Below are 14,591 nucleotides of genomic sequence, written 5' to 3' on the forward strand. Positions count from 1 at the left end.
CAATTACGCCTCCCTTTTCAGCTTCAAGCGCTGGAGTCTGAGAGCGTTGAGCACAACAGATACAGAGCTGCATGCCATCGCTGCGCCGGCAACCCAAGGAGCTAACAGCCCAATCGCAGCAATTGGAATGGATGCAGAATTATAGGCAAAGGCGAAAAATAGATTTTGCTTGATATTTCGCATCGTTTTTGCACTCAGCTCAATACTGTCAGCCACACTGTGTAAATCACCGCGCATCAGAGTAACATCTGCAGCTTCTATTGCGACATCTGTTCCTGTACCAATTGCCATTCCAATGTCTGCAATGGCTAAGGCAGGAGCATCATTGATACCGTCACCTACCATGGCAACTTTTTTACCTTCCTGCTGCAGCCGTTTAATTTCATTTGCTTTTTGGTCCGGTAAAACCTCTGCAATAACACGATCTACGCCGACTTCTTTCGCAATTGCCTGCGCTGTCCGTTCATTATCGCCAGTAAGCAAAATCACTTCTAATCCTTGTTCATGCAAACGATCAATAGCTGCCTTCGAAGTTTCTTTTACGGTATCAGCAACAGCAATCATTCCTGCAAGCTTGCCTTGAAAACCGACGAGCATTGCTGTCTTTCCGTCAGCTTCCAATTCTGTCATTCTTTCTTCGATACTACGGATATCAACGTTTTGCTGCTTCATCAATTTTCTCGTTCCAATATAGAGAGGCTCTCCCTCCCATGTTACTTGGATACCGGATCCGGGTACCGATTCAAAGTCAGTTGTTTCTATTAAATCAATACGCTGTGCCTCTGCACCTTTAACAATTGCTTCAGCAAGCGGATGCTCTGAGTGCTTCTCAGCAGATGCTGCCATTTTTAATAAATCAGCTTCCGTCATATCCCCTTGAGGAACGACATCAGTCAATGCAGGTTCACCCTTTGTTACGGTTCCTGTTTTATCTAATACAATTGTTTCAATCAAGCGGGTGTTTTCTAAATACTCTCCGCCTTTAAACAGAACACCTAATTCTGCAGCTCTGCCTGATCCGGCCATGACAGAGGTCGGTGTCGCCAAGCCAAGTGCACAAGGGCAGGCAATAACCAAAACGGTAATCGCAGGAACTAAAGCTGCACGTAAATCCCCCGGCGAAACAAAGATGTACCAGGCAAGAAACGTTACAACAGCGAGCCCGACAACAACAGGAACAAAGATTCCAGATACACGATCTGCTACACGCTGAATATCTGCTTTACTGCCCTGAGCTTCTTCCACTACCTTTACAATCTGGGCAAGGGCAGTATCTTTTCCAATTTTGGTTGCTTCAATTGTCAGCGTACCATTTTTATTGATGGTTGAACCAATTGCTGTATCCCCGATATTTTTATCAACGGGTATACTTTCACCAGTAATCATTGACTCATCAATAGCTGACTTCCCTTTGACAATTGCCCCATCAACGGGTATTTTTTCTCCCGGACGGACAATAACCTGATCGCCGACAGCTACTTCTTCAATAGCGATCTCCAGCTCTTCACCATCACGGATAACACGGGCAGTTTTAGCCTGCATATCCAGCAGCTTTTTAATCGCTTGACCAGTGCGTCCTTTCGCACGAACCTCAAATAACTTCCCAAGCAGAACTAACGTAATAATCACCGCAGCAGCTTCGAAATAAAGCTCAGGCATTCCAGCTGCACCGTTGATTTGCCATTCTATTCCGAGAAAAATACTATAGAGATAGGCTACTGAGGTTCCCAATGCGACAAGAACATCCATATTTGCACTTTTATTTCTTAATGCCTTATAAGCTCCAACATAGAACTGTTTTCCGGCAATAAACTGCACAGGTGTTGCCAGTGCCAGCTGTACCCATGGATTCATCAGCATATCCGGTGAATAAATAAATGAGGTGAAAGAAAAATGCGTCACCATCGTCCATAATAATGGAAGTGATAAAATAGCAGAGAAAATAAATTTTCCGGTTTGATGACGAATCTCCTCTTCCTTCCGATTTGTTGTCTCTTCCTTGGATACCTGGGGTTTAAGCGCGTAGCCAAGCTTCTTCACAACCTCCATCATATCCTGGACAGTTACTTGATTTTCATTATATTCAACCGCCACATTCTCCAGAGCAAAATTGACATTTGCTTCACTCACACCATCCATTTTATTTAAACGTTTCTCAATCCGGTTGGCACAAGCAGCACACGTCATTCCCACAACATCAAATGTCTGCTTTTCATGCTGAACATGGTAGCCCAGCTGTTCAATTTTCTTCTCAAACGCTTCTATCGATGTTTGTTCGGGATTATAGTGGATCGTTGATTTTTCAATCGCAAAATTGACATTAGCATCCTCTACGCCATCTACCCGCTTTAACCCTTTTTCAATTCGGGTTGCACAGGCTGCACATGTCATCCCTTCAATAGGCAATGTGACTTCTTTTTTAGCTTCCATTTAAACCACCTCCATACCTGCATAGGGTATGTAATTATTTAAAAAGGAGATCGTGCAGAAAATAGATTGCACGATCCTTGATCATTTATCTAAAAAGCTTTCGAAACGAGATATTTTATTATTTATACAACGTCGTATCCCTGATCTTCAATTGCTTCTGTAATGTCGCCCAGCTTTACTTTCCCTTCATCAAAGGAAACATCTACTTTTCCTTCCTGAAGATGAACGTTTACTGTATCTACACCATCTAATCCACCAACTGCTCCTTCGACAGAGCTGACACAGTGACCACATGACATACCTTGAACTTGAATTGTTTCTTTAGTCATTTTATTAACCTCCTCTTAACTTATATATCCATCTTAACATACCCCTCATAGGTATTGTCAAGAATTTAATTTTTTAATCTTCTTATACTCGATTTGAGTATGATTTACCAGGTGAATCCTTTGATGAATATATAAATTCCTTATAATTCATGATATTCCGACAAATAAACCTGTATTATATGATTATCTAAAAGAAATCTCGTTTATGCGTAACTTAACGGCATTTTATAACCTATATGAAGGTCCTTGTCCGGTTGCTCCTCCTCTATGTTCCCGCTATTCTTAAAGATAGGTCTATTTAAGAGGATGTTCAAAAGTCCAATAAAAATGACACTGCGATAATTTGAACACGCATTCTATCGCAAGATTTTTTTATTATAGTTATAGAGAAGTGAGGAGAAATTTTATTATGAAAAAGAAGTTAAGCTATTTGCTCATCGGATTTTCCTTCATTCTGCTTGCCGCATGTGGAGAAAAGACAAATGAAGGAGGAGCAATTGTTTTAGCCGACGAAGGCTGGGACAGTTTAAGATTCCATAATGAAGTCGCCGGTTTTATTATTTCCAATGGTTATGGTTATGATACAGAAACAATGACAGGCTCAGCAGCTGCATTAATGACCGGATTGAAAGATCAGGAAATTAACATACATATGGAAGTATGGACGCAAAATCTTGGAGAATCTTACGCTGAAGGGTTGGAAAATGGCGATTATCAAAAGGTCTCTGTCAATTTTGACGATAACTTTCAAGGCTTATATGTTCCCACTTATATGATTGAAGGGGACCCGGAACGCGGCATTGAACCAATGACTCCAGATCTGGAGTACGTTACCGATTTACCGGAATATTGGGAGGTTTTCCAGGATCCTGATGATAGCAGTAAAGGACGAATTGTCGGCGCTATCTCCGGATGGGAGGTCGATAAAATGCTCTCAGATGGAATTGATGAATACGGTTTAGATGAATATTATAATTACTTCCGCCCTGGTTCAGAATCAGCAATTAATATTTCTCTGTTAGATGCTTATGAAAGTGGAGAACCCTGGATTGGGTATAACTATGAACCCAATTGGGTTATGGGTATGTACGATATGACACCAATTTTGGAAGAAGACCCGGATGGACCATTCTCCGAAATGGGTGCACAGGATATTGATATTACTGTAAGTAATGATTTAGAGGATTGGGCACCCGAAGTTGTAGAGTTTTTAAGTCACTACGAAACCTCCAGTGAAATTGCCAGTGATGCATTGCAGTATATTCAAGAGGAAGACGCAAGTACAGAGGAAGCTGCCGAAAGATTCCTGAGAGAGCATGAGGATCTCTGGACAGAGTGGGTGACAGATGAAGCAGAGGAAAAAGTAAAAGAGGCTTTAGAGTAAAACTCACATCATTTTAATAAAAATAAGTTTGGCCGATGCCACAGTAATTGAGATGAATTTCATCCAAGACTGTGGCATTTTATTCCAAGATAAGGGAGCAGAAAGTATGAATCAATCGGAACAAAAGCAAATTATGATGAACAATCTAAATGCAAAAATAAAAGCCAGATCAGCTATCCTTAAGGAAGCAAAAATTCATGAAACAGAAGACGGTTTTACTTATATAGATGCCGATCTTCCATCCTATAATTTTAATGTCGTAACACTTCCTGAAACGAATCGTCCTCTAAATCCTAATACTTTTAAAGAAATCATGGCGTATTATAACAGCAGAAAATACCCCATAAACGTATGGTGCTGGAGCCAGCAGACAGACATTATTACCTTATTTAAAGAAGCGGAGTTAAAGGATTATGGAACCGATTATTTAGGTATGATTGCAGAACTTGGAGACTTCCAGCCCATCGTTCCGGATACAGATGCAGACTTTCATTTTGAAAAAGCCGCAAGTCCTGAACAATTCGTTATTTTCGGTAATATTCTCTCCAGTTTATATTCAGGCACCAATGAAGAAAAACAAATTCAAACCTATTTTGAAAAAGCTGCTCACTCTACCCTTTTAGAGGATCATAATTTCCAGCACATTATCGGCTATCACCAAGGCAGACCTGCAGCGATAGGCTCCATATTCTTTTCAGACGGCATTGCCGGCTTATACGATATTGCCACCTTAGAGGGCGAAAGAGGTAATGGGTTTGGAACAAAATTAACGAATCATCTGTTAAGCACAGCAAAAACAGAAGGCGCAGCGTACTGCACTTTACAAGCATCTCCTGAAGCGGAGAGTATTTACCGGAAACTTGGTTTTGATACGATTGATAGGCTGAAGGTTTTTGTGAACTTTGGATAGGTATAGTAAAAAGTTGATTCAGGATTTTTGAAAACGGTATACTTTATTTAAACATTCATTTTCATTAGGGCAGGTTCAAAAGGAGTTGAAGCAATGTTTTACAGACGAAAATACTACCTGGTAACATCTGAATTCGCGGAAAGATTAAATGCACATTTCAAAGAAACAAATCTTCCTAACCAGCTAAAGCACGGATCCCGTCTGACAGGGCGCTGGATGAAAGACAATAAAGATAATACAACAGAAATTTTTGCTATTTGGGAGTATGACAGCTACGACGACTATTTACGAATTGAGACGGCTATCCGGGAAGATATGGAGCATGTAAAGCGTGTCCAGGCATGGTATGACAAGTTTGGTGGAAAAGAGTATGTTTTGAAGAACTATATTTTGGAAACTAAAAATGAATGGCTGCAATCTACTCTTGATTAACAAAGGCAGTCATAACCTATTAAAAAGCTCCAGTGAGCAATAACGGCCTGGCATGCTCGCCGGAGCTTTTCTCAATTTATTCTCTCTCCTGTAACCTTTTTCGTTTATGATCGAGATATAATCCCATTTTTTCAAATCAAAAGAAGCTGCTGTATGCTTAGCAAATAGTTTGATTCCTTTGCTGTATTCCTATACCCTCTCTTCTATCAATGAGCAGCTAAAAAATTCTCTATCTGCTTTAAGTGGTGTGCATCATGCTTCACAAATATTTTCACAAAGCTTTCTGTTGAAAAAGCTCTTTTTCCGCTACCAATAGTAAACCTGTCCTGCTTATCTACTTTTCTTACTGTATCTAAAAATTCTTCTCTCCGCTTTATAAACAAGTCTATTATTTGATAAACAGATTGGCCTTCAAGTGATTGGACAGCTTTTTCATTTTGAGCATCATGATCTGGAAAAGCCGGAAGATTGGCACCATTAGTCATCTGAGAAATCATGTTATGAAGATTGTAATCATCCCAATAATACATATGGCCAATAATTTCTCTTATTGACCAGGCTTCCTCCTTAATCGGTGTGACCAGTATTTGTTCATCCGCTTCTTTTAGCTTGGAAACTTCATCAATTGTTTTACTGTACTCCGTAAATACTTTGCTCATGATAAAACCTCTCCTTAAATTAGAATGCTTGTAAAGCCATAATATATTGCTCGCCCTTGGGACCTTCCTTCCGTTTACCCGTGTCTGCAAAACCGACATTATGATAAAGCTTTTGTGCTGGTATATTTCTATGATTCACTGCTAATACAATCTCATCACATTCAGGAAATACATCCTTTACAAACTCCGCAAGTATTATCATTCCTTTTCTCGCATAACCCTTCCGCTGATGAACCTGATTGATAGATAAAGCAGTTAAAAGAATAGCTTTATGATTCTCGGAGTATTCTTTTACACGATCCGTCTGATGCAGCAGAAAAAAACCCACCGGTTCTTCATAGTTCATAATCATGACACCATATTGACCTTCCGTCAGATCTGAAATCTCCTTAGGCAATGCAGTAAATTTGTGCTGTTCTTCCAGAAGCTCGAATTGATTCAAGTCATCAATGTATGCTTCTGTTAAGAGTCTCAAGGTTATTGCTTCTGTCTTTTCCATATGTATTCTCCTTATTAAATGTAACTTAATTTCCAGTTTAACATCTTTGGCTATGTTAGGTCTATATATTTTAGAATTTTCTAAAATATTTTTATACTGTATATCTAAAAAAGAGAAAACCAACTGCCTACCACGTAAAGCTCTGAATGACAATTTTGATTTTCTCTAAAAACCTTTATATATGCTTATTTTTTATCTCCACAACAGCTTCCACCGCTTCCTCCAATGAAGAGGTAATCACGCCATTTCTTTTCACTAACCCTACCAAAAACAAATTACGATACACAAATTGATTTTCTAACCCATCTTCTACCAGCGCATCTATCTTTTTCTGATTATCTCTTCCCTGCTGGCGTGTATCCGTAAATACCCCGACAATCGGGCGTTTAAGCATTGAAAAAGCCCCAATTTCAGCTGCTACACCAGAATCGATTTCTACTCCATCCAGTACTGCTATTAAAAAATCACTTTCTTCCAGCTTGGATAAATCCGCTTCTGCAATGATCTCACTATTCGCAAAAGCAGTCTTATCATTAATTGCCGCATTTTCCTGCGGTAAATATAAGTCTACTTCTGGAACAGCCTCACGAATCGCCTTTGCCAGCTGTTCATTCACATAACGATCGCCCATTGAAAATAATCCATTTGCCAAATAACCTTTCACTTCAAGCACCTCTTTATCCAGTCTAGTTCTCTTACTTATTTCTTACATTCATTCCTTCATATTTTAACAGAATTATCCTTATTTAGTTATCATTGCTGCTCTTTTTGAAACTCCAAATAGATATAAACTCCAACAATTAAAAAGGTCAGGATAAAACTCAGGAAAGCCTGCATATTTACTCCCAAAGGTGTGTTTCCCAAAATCAGCGGAGGAAAATTCCAGGCAATTAAAATAACAGGTAATATCCATGTTTTTGCCCAAACAGACATTAGTATTGCTGCAGCTGTCACTATTCCCAATAAAATCATATTTCCTAAGAATTGAATTGTTACGAGGGAGGTTTCTACATAACCATCCATAAAATAAGCCGCTACAAATAAAAGCATACCAATAACCGCCGGAATAGCGAGAATTCCATACTTTTTAGTTTCAGATAACTGATTTTTAGAAGTGTATCTGACCGCAAATGCCGAACCAATGATAAATAACAGCCCAATAACAACTGTACTCAGAATTCTAAAAAGGCTGTATGCTACAATTTCTCCATATAATACGCCTCGTAAGACATCACCAAATACCATAAAAATAATGGCACCTATAAGGATATATGGGATTAACCAGAATACGGATGTATTCTTTTTTCTATCTACTTCTTCCTTTAGTTCATCTAAATATTCCTGTGGAGATTTATTCGTAATTTGTTCAATGGGCTCATTATTTTGTTCCATTTCATAGAGCTGCTGTGCTAAATTATCTGCAACGCCCTCAATATCAGATTGTTCTATGCCTTGAGAGAATAAATACAGCCGCAGCTTTTCTATAAACCGGTTACTTTCCGAGCTTAATTTTGTCCGGTCCATTTCTATACCTCCTCCTACACCTTATCAATGTGTTCATATATTTATAATCATCTTATTTAGGTTTTTGAATTGTATTATCCACTCTTTGTCCAAGCAAACATCTTCTTATAACAAAACATCCTCATTTTAAAGGACATTTCCTTGTTTTACAAGAAATTTGGACAGAAAAAAAATTACTCTTCACTGGTAAAAGTAATTTTTTAAAAGTATGATATTAATCAAACAAGGTCGGCTTCTCAGGATCTCTTAAAAATTCAAATAAACGTTTGATTTGTGTTTCTGTATTCCGGTTTAATGACAGGTTAGGAAGGTTGTCTTCTGCAAAAAAATCAATTCCCTTTGTCTCCATTCCTAAGCTCGCTTCTCCACTGACAATCTCACATTGGATAAACAATTTATAATACTGATAGGGCTGAGGCGGATGAGGGTGCTTATGTGTATCAAAAACAGCCAGCAGCTTTTTGGACTGAACATGAAAGCCCGCCTCTTCCTGAATTTCTTTGGTAACATTTTCTCTAGGAGATTCACCAATATCACAGAAACCACCCGGTAATGCCCAGGCTCCATCATGCTTTTCACGGACCATTAAAATACGATTATCTTTAAAAACCACACCCCGTACATCGACTTTCGGAGTCTGATAGCCTACCTCATTAGCAAATAAATCACGAATAGACTCGAAATCTAACCCGGTATATTCATTCATAATTTCGATGCTTAACGTACGCAGCTGTTCATACCGTTCTCTATCATACATATCATTTGTAAAAGTTAAGCCCGCTTGAGAAATAGCCTGGATTTGCTTCGCCCATTTCAGCCACTTATCACTCATTAAAATACATCCTTTCCTCGAATTAATCGGTTGTAAAATAACGCTATATCTCTATGTAAAAAACAGCATAGAACATCTTTCTACACTGCTTTCATCTATAATTATAGCTGATAGTCTACACAGACACGATCCTGCACACACTCTTTCACAAAGCTTGATACACGGATATGCTCCGGATGTATTTGATATTGCTGCAACGCTTCTTCTGTCTCAAATTCGCTGTCCAGAATAATATCACGGTCACTTGTCGCCAAAGGATTAATAATGACATTGATAGAAACAACACCATCTATCTTATCTTTTAAGCTTTCTAATTCATTTTTGATTTTCTCTGCATTTACTTTTTTCTCTGCTTCACTGAAATTTTCACGATGATTCCATTGTACGATATGTTTTATCATGGCTTACAACTCCCCGTTTATTTTATAGTTAAAGTTTATCATAGACTTACTTCCCTTTACATAGATAACGTATTTATATATTTCTCTAATTTTCAGAATCATTTGATATGTTTTTTTAGAATGATAAAATATAAGTAAGGAATTTAAAATTAACATGGAGTGCTAACCTTAAGCGAACATAGATTACTATGAAGGTTAGCACTCCTTTTATAGCAAGGATTATGAAGAAATATTCCAATAATGAAAGGAAATAATTTCAAATTTTGATTAGGTTAGCACTTTTCTGGTCTTTAGGCCTTGCTGTATTAAGGTGTTTTATGTGTGCTTTCGCATCCTATATGGGTGCGTGGATTGAAATATGGATAAAATAGCACGTCAAGCACTTGGAAGGTTCGCATCCTATATGGGTGCGTGGATTGAAATATCAGCTGGCACATTCGGTGCTGTCAGCGTTAAATTCGCATCCTATATGGGTGCGTGGATTGAAATACTTCAACATCATCAATTGAGATTCGTTTTCGCTGTTCGCATCCTATAAAGGGGTTCGAAACCCAGCGCCTCCAATACAAAAAGACGAGGTGCCAAGTGTGGTATCTCGTCTTTTCGTGTTTGCGTTCCTGTTATTACTTTCTCCGCACAGCCATCCAAATCTCACTATACACATTATCAAGATTGCTATAATCCTCTACAAAAGAAATTTCAGGTGCTTTCACTAACTCATAATCCGAGGAAGGAAACCATTCAGCTGCTATTTTTGCCCATGTTTCCTGCATTGTTTCAGGGAATGGCCCTTGTGATGAAAAAATAACCCAGGTATAAGCAGGTACCTCCAGCACATCCAGCCCTCTAAAAGGACCCTCTTCATCTGTCAACACGCCAATCATATGGTTTAAATATCCTTCTTCTTGCGTTCTTCCTTCATCAAAATTATAAGAAGCATTAATCACCTGTCCAGGCTCTAAGTTAGCATGTTGACGCATTTTTGCTTTCTGGGATTCAGTAACACTTTGCGCTAATTTTTCAATTCCCGGATTAACTCCTTCAAACTGTATTGGCACCTGTTTACTGACTCCAATTATTTTAAACGCTTCTTTCTCCACAATTCGATAATCCATTTCTGCTCCTCCTTGAATCGTTAATTGGAAGGTGAGCCTCGGAAAGGCTTTAAGACGCTTTTTTTGCTGATTTCTCACTTCAGAAGGGTTAAATCCAGCCCATTCCCGAAACGCCCTGGAAAAACCATCAACAGAATGATAACCATATTTAAAAGCAGTATCTGTTACATTAATATCATCCCGCAACAAATCAAACATCGCATTGGAAAGCTTGCGGTTACGGATATAAGCTGTCAGTGTCATCCCGGCTAGGAAAGAAAACATTCTTCGGAAGTGGTAAATCGACATACCGGTAATTTTTTCTATTTCTTTCTCGTCGATTTCTACATCCAATTTCTCCTCAATATACTGTAACGCCTCATTCATTCTGCTTTGCACTTCCTTCTCCTCCTTCCATTAGTTCAATTATAGAAGCAGCTTGCATAAATCACTCGACAAAAAATAAACGGGTTTTATCGGTTATGATACATCAGTTGCTGGATAAAATCACTTTTCCTCTCCTGCCGTCAGCAACAGCATCAACAGCCTGTTTTATATCTGCTAATCCATATTTTGTTTTCTCAAAGCTAAGCAGCAGCTCTTTCTTCTCTACAAGGTTTATGATTTGCTGGAAGGTTCTCTGCCATTCCTCATGACCTGCCTTCTTGTTCCAGTGCCTTAAATGAAAAATATTCATTTTCACCTTATCTGCAAAAGCTCCCCAATTCATTTGCTCCCCAGACAACAAGCCTATACTTAAGAATTGTCCCTGACTTCGCAAACAGCCGGCTAAATCCGTTCCTGCGCTTCCGCCTAACGAATCAATCGCTGCATCTGCTCCTTTTCCATTTGTTTTTTCCATTACAACCTCAAACAGTGATTGACTGGATGTATCCACCACTTCAAAAGCACCAAGATTTAAAAGTGTCTGAGTATGTTTATTATTTCTCGTAACTGCAATCAAACGTAAATCTAAAATTCTGGCAAACTGCGCATACAAGTGCCCTATCGCTGACCCGCAAGCATTAACTAGCAGTACATTCTCAGGCTGTAATTTCAATATTTCTGTCAGTGTAACCCATGCAGTAACAGGGTTAATATACAGCTGTGCAGCAATGATATTATCCATAGATTCTGGCACAGGTACAACAAACCTTGCCGGAGCTATGACAAAATCCTGCCATGTCCCCTCACCTCGTAATGGCAGAACTTGTTTTCCAATGAGATCTGTACTTACTGAAGCTCCAACATCCTCTACAATTCCAACACCTTCATAACCGGGTATATATGGGAGAGGAATTCTGTGTGAATAGCTTCCTCTTACCGGGATTAAATCGGATGGATTAATCGGTCTGGCTAACATCCTGACCAATACTTCATCTGCGTTTGGCGGGCAAATCTCTTTTTCTCTCATCCTTAATACTTCATTAGGATGACCAAATTTTTCACAATAAATGTACCTGTTTCGCACTTTAAGATGTCCTCTCCTGTATGTCTTTTTCTTTTATTATAACGAAAAAAAGGAATAACAGCGTGCGTGTCATTCCTTTTTTCAAATACAATTATTAAATGTTTCACTATCAAATAGCCTTTTTCAGGAAGTATAGATAGCCTCCAATAAAAAACAATAGAAAGCTGCCGCCAACAACCATTAGAATTTGATCCCAGGGCACAAAAAAGACATCCTCTGTACTTCCACCAATATTCATCATTAAAAATGGCTGCCCCCAAGGATAATACGGTCCAAACCGTTCTGAATTAATGACTAATATTGTCGGTAATGTAAAAATAACATTAATCGCAAATGGAGCTGCAAAGCTTTTAAATGCAATGGAAACCCATAACTGCAAAGCAATTAATGGTAATGTTGCCACCCAGCCTCCGAAAATAGACTTCCAAACAATATCCATTGGAAAAGGATCTGTAATTCCTTCTATCATACCTACTAAATAAATAGAAACCAAGTACATTAATTGCATAACAAGCATCAACAGAATCAGCAGCAGGTATTTAGAAAGAAAAACCTTCCCTCTCGTTACCGGCAGTGCCAGCAGCTGCTTCCAACCTCCCTCCTGATGCTCATACCGGCAAATTACACTGGCTAAGACACCTGAAATCAATGGCAGGAATAAGATAGCATAAGTAAAATTCATCATAACCAGCTTTCCATGCCACGCATTGATTCCTTCTATTTCAATAGATGAATTGGCTATCCCAATAAATAATCCAATCAGCGGCGCGATTAATAGAAGAAATAGTACTTTTGATTTTCGCAGCTTATACCACTCAGAATTTATCACGGAAAACATTTATTTAACGTCCCTTCTTTTAAAATCAATCATTCCCAGCACATACAGCACCAATCCAAAACCGATTCCTAATAAGGCATTTATATATGAATGGTCCCAATCATTAGATAGTGCCGGCCATTTCCAAATCACCCAGTCAGGTAACAACGGAGCAGAGTATGCTAAAATCACTCCTACCGCCCCTAACGTGACAGGGATGGCCTGATTCTTACTTACAGAAGCCACCCAAAGCTGTAATCCCAGAACAGGAAGGGCAGCAAAGAAAGGCAAGAAACTATACTCTATTATTCGTAAATAAGGGATATCCGCTCCCAATCCCAACGTCAATCCATATCCAAGCATAAAAAGAAATAAGAGTACAGAGGATAAAAATACGATACAGCTGACTACCGTAAATTTAGATAAATACACTGCCCGCTTGGAAACAGGTAAAGCAACTAACTGCTTCCAGGCATTTGTTTCATCTTCAATGCTCGCCATAAAGGATGTCAAAATCACTATCCCTAAGACAATAGCAAGCGGCGTAAATGTGTTGATGTTCAAAATATAATAAAGCCAGCGGTCATCCATCTGATCAAACAAATAATCCTTTCGCACCCCGTAATTCACCATCTGTAATGCCACTACACCAAAAGGACCAATCAGACATAACAGCCACATCCCTTTACGCTTTATCTTTAAAAAATCCGCCTTCACCAGTGAAAGGATCATCCTGCCTGTTCCTCCTTTGTCATCTCTAAGAAAATATTCTCCAGAGATCTTTTTTCCTCCTGTACTCGATAAATAGAGAATCCCTGCTGGACAAGATAGCGAATGGAAGCTGCTACCTGCTCGTCATCTTCTGCCTGCAAGGTTACACTTTCTTCCCCTAAGTCTGCTTTTTGTCCATTAGCAAGCAGCGATCGCCACGCTGCTTCATTATCGTTCACCTTCACCTGAATAGAAGCTTGAGCAAATTTACGCATGGTCTCGATCGAATCCTGAAAGATCATTTTCCCCTTAGATACAACACCTACTCTGGTCGCCATCTGATCAATCTCAGATAGTAAATGACTGGATATCAGCACCGTCATACCGTATTCTTTCGGCAGACTTTGAATCAGCTGACGCATTTCAATAATGCCGGATGGATCCAGCCCGTTTGTAGGCTCATCCAAAATCAGCAGCTCCGGCTGATGAAGCATGGCAGCAGCAATCCCGAGACGCTGTTTCATTCCAAGCGAATATCCTTTCACTTTCTTATTGGCAACCCCATGCAGGCGAACCTGTTGAAGTACCTCATCAATTCGCTTCTTTGGTACGTTAAGAATTTTTCTGCTTGCTTCTAAATTTTCCTTGGCAGTTAAATGCGGATAATAGGAAGGGTTTTCTACCAGTGATCCGACATTTTTCAAAATTTCTATCCGGTTATTCTTCATATCTTTTCCAAATAATTGGACAGAGCCGGAAGTCGGCCGCATTAATCCCAGCAGCATGCGGATGGTTGTTGTTTTTCCAGCTCCATTTGGACCAAGAAATCCATATATCTCTCCCTTAGGTATCTTCATTTCCAAATTTGATACTGCTTTTTCTTTTCCAAATGATTTTGTTAAATGCTTCGTTTCTACGATATATTCCATCTTTATCACCTCTACTTTCAAGGATAGAGGTACAAGGTTAAAATGAAGTATGGACTTTGTTTAAAGTTTGTTTAAAAAGCTGCGTACTATAAAATAAAAAATATTTCAAGAAAATATAGAAAATGAAACTTTTTATATCCCTGAATGACTCTAATAAATGAGGGGAGGA

16 protein-coding genes are annotated in these 14,591 nt (G+C 39.0%); 3 read left to right on the top strand and 13 right to left on the bottom strand.

What is annotated here, in order from left to right:
* Positions 1–3: 3 nt before the first annotated feature.
* Both BN1068_RS21040 and copZ read right to left on the bottom strand, forming a co-directional pair.
* Complete coding sequence (locus BN1068_RS21040) at positions 4–2,430, bottom strand: heavy metal translocating P-type ATPase (RefSeq protein ID WP_077604774.1); 2,427 nt, start codon at positions 2,428–2,430, stop codon at positions 4–6.
* Positions 2,431–2,552: 122 nt separating this feature from the next.
* Complete coding sequence (copZ, locus tag BN1068_RS21045; RefSeq protein WP_077604775.1) at positions 2,553–2,759, bottom strand: copper chaperone CopZ; 207 nt, start codon at positions 2,757–2,759, stop codon at positions 2,553–2,555.
* Positions 2,760–3,168: 409 nt separating this feature from the next.
* Here copZ and BN1068_RS21050 point away from each other — a divergent pair, with 409 nt between their 5' ends.
* From BN1068_RS21050 to BN1068_RS21060, 3 genes are all read left to right on the top strand, one after another.
* Positions 3,169–4,143, top strand: a complete 975-nt coding sequence (locus BN1068_RS21050; protein ID WP_077604776.1) for a glycine betaine ABC transporter substrate-binding protein — start codon at positions 3,169–3,171, stop codon at positions 4,141–4,143.
* A 106-nt stretch (positions 4,144–4,249) separates the two neighbouring features.
* On the top strand, positions 4,250–5,053 hold the full coding sequence (locus BN1068_RS21055) for a GNAT family N-acetyltransferase (protein ID WP_175637218.1): 804 nt from the start codon (positions 4,250–4,252) through the stop codon (positions 5,051–5,053).
* Between the two features lie 93 nt (positions 5,054–5,146).
* Positions 5,147–5,485 carry an NIPSNAP family protein gene (locus BN1068_RS21060; protein ID WP_077604778.1) on the top strand — a complete coding sequence of 113 codons (339 nt, stop codon included), beginning with the start codon at positions 5,147–5,149 and terminating at the stop codon, positions 5,483–5,485.
* A 206-nt stretch (positions 5,486–5,691) separates the two neighbouring features.
* Here BN1068_RS21060 and BN1068_RS21065 read toward each other — a convergent pair whose 3' ends face one another.
* The 11 genes from BN1068_RS21065 to BN1068_RS21115 form a co-directional block, all read right to left on the bottom strand.
* A complete protein-coding gene (locus BN1068_RS21065) occupies positions 5,692–6,144 on the bottom strand; it encodes a DinB family protein (RefSeq protein ID WP_077604779.1) in 453 nt (150 codons plus the stop codon).
* Between the two features lie 19 nt (positions 6,145–6,163).
* Positions 6,164–6,643 carry a GNAT family N-acetyltransferase gene (locus BN1068_RS21070; RefSeq protein WP_077604780.1) on the bottom strand — a complete coding sequence of 160 codons (480 nt, stop codon included), beginning with the start codon at positions 6,641–6,643 and terminating at the stop codon, positions 6,164–6,166.
* A gap of 175 nt (positions 6,644–6,818) precedes the next feature.
* A complete protein-coding gene (locus BN1068_RS21075) occupies positions 6,819–7,307 on the bottom strand; it encodes a nucleoside 2-deoxyribosyltransferase (RefSeq protein ID WP_077604781.1) in 489 nt (162 codons plus the stop codon).
* A gap of 89 nt (positions 7,308–7,396) precedes the next feature.
* A complete protein-coding gene (locus BN1068_RS21080) occupies positions 7,397–8,167 on the bottom strand; it encodes an HAAS domain-containing protein (RefSeq protein ID WP_077604782.1) in 771 nt (256 codons plus the stop codon).
* A 214-nt stretch (positions 8,168–8,381) separates the two neighbouring features.
* Entirely contained in the window at positions 8,382–8,999 is a 618-nt protein-coding gene (locus BN1068_RS21085) for an NUDIX hydrolase (protein WP_077604783.1), read from the bottom strand.
* 101 nt (positions 9,000–9,100) lie between these two features.
* Positions 9,101–9,400 (bottom strand): Dabb family protein, encoded by a 300-nt coding sequence (locus tag BN1068_RS21090; RefSeq protein ID WP_077604784.1) that lies wholly within the window; start codon positions 9,398–9,400, stop codon positions 9,101–9,103.
* Positions 9,401–10,023: 623 nt separating this feature from the next.
* Positions 10,024–10,893, bottom strand: coding sequence for an AraC family transcriptional regulator (locus BN1068_RS21095; protein WP_217697339.1), 870 nt, complete (start codon positions 10,891–10,893; stop codon positions 10,024–10,026).
* 91 nt (positions 10,894–10,984) lie between these two features.
* The gene (locus BN1068_RS21100) at positions 10,985–11,965 is read right to left on the bottom strand and encodes a zinc-dependent alcohol dehydrogenase family protein (RefSeq protein ID WP_139344905.1); all 981 of its coding nucleotides are present in this window, start codon (positions 11,963–11,965) and stop codon (positions 10,985–10,987) included.
* Positions 11,966–12,074: 109 nt separating this feature from the next.
* Positions 12,075–12,803, bottom strand: a complete 729-nt coding sequence (locus tag BN1068_RS21105; RefSeq protein WP_077604786.1) for an ABC transporter permease — start codon at positions 12,801–12,803, stop codon at positions 12,075–12,077.
* Entirely contained in the window at positions 12,804–13,514 is a 711-nt protein-coding gene (locus BN1068_RS21110; protein WP_077604787.1) for an ABC transporter permease, read from the bottom strand.
* Positions 13,511–14,422, bottom strand: a complete 912-nt coding sequence (locus BN1068_RS21115) for an ABC transporter ATP-binding protein (protein WP_077604788.1) — start codon at positions 14,420–14,422, stop codon at positions 13,511–13,513. The genes BN1068_RS21110 and BN1068_RS21115 overlap by 4 nt, the downstream gene beginning before the upstream one ends.
* Positions 14,423–14,591: the final 169 nt, after the last annotated feature.

Source organism: Oceanobacillus sojae, assembly GCF_900162665.1.
Taxonomy (GTDB): domain Bacteria; phylum Bacillota; class Bacilli; order Bacillales; family Amphibacillaceae; genus Oceanobacillus; species Oceanobacillus sojae_A.

Excerpts from the sequence above, each read along its gene's own strand:
- BN1068_RS21110 (WP_077604787.1), bottom strand. The coding sequence starts at position 13,514 with ATGATCCTTTCACTGGTGAAGGCGGATTTTTTAAAGATAAAGCGTAAA.
- BN1068_RS21090 (WP_077604784.1), bottom strand. The coding sequence starts at position 9,400 with ATGATAAAACATATCGTACAATGGAATCATCGTGAAAATTTCAGTGAA.
- copZ (WP_077604775.1), bottom strand. The coding sequence starts at position 2,759 with ATGACTAAAGAAACAATTCAAGTTCAAGGTATGTCATGTGGTCACTGT.
- BN1068_RS21065 (WP_077604779.1), bottom strand. The coding sequence starts at position 6,144 with ATGAGCAAAGTATTTACGGAGTACAGTAAAACAATTGATGAAGTTTCC.
- BN1068_RS21105 (WP_077604786.1), bottom strand. The coding sequence starts at position 12,803 with ATGTTTTCCGTGATAAATTCTGAGTGGTATAAGCTGCGAAAATCAAAA.
- BN1068_RS21085 (WP_077604783.1), bottom strand. The coding sequence starts at position 8,999 with ATGAGTGATAAGTGGCTGAAATGGGCGAAGCAAATCCAGGCTATTTCT.
- BN1068_RS21040 (WP_077604774.1), bottom strand. The coding sequence starts at position 2,430 with ATGGAAGCTAAAAAAGAAGTCACATTGCCTATTGAAGGGATGACATGT.
- BN1068_RS21115 (WP_077604788.1), bottom strand. The coding sequence starts at position 14,422 with ATGGAATATATCGTAGAAACGAAGCATTTAACAAAATCATTTGGAAAA.
- BN1068_RS21070 (WP_077604780.1), bottom strand. The coding sequence starts at position 6,643 with ATGGAAAAGACAGAAGCAATAACCTTGAGACTCTTAACAGAAGCATAC.
- BN1068_RS21060 (WP_077604778.1), top strand. The coding sequence starts at position 5,147 with ATGTTTTACAGACGAAAATACTACCTGGTAACATCTGAATTCGCGGAA.
- BN1068_RS21055 (WP_175637218.1), top strand. The coding sequence starts at position 4,250 with ATGAATCAATCGGAACAAAAGCAAATTATGATGAACAATCTAAATGCA.
- BN1068_RS21050 (WP_077604776.1), top strand. The coding sequence starts at position 3,169 with ATGAAAAAGAAGTTAAGCTATTTGCTCATCGGATTTTCCTTCATTCTG.
- BN1068_RS21080 (WP_077604782.1), bottom strand. The coding sequence starts at position 8,167 with ATGGACCGGACAAAATTAAGCTCGGAAAGTAACCGGTTTATAGAAAAG.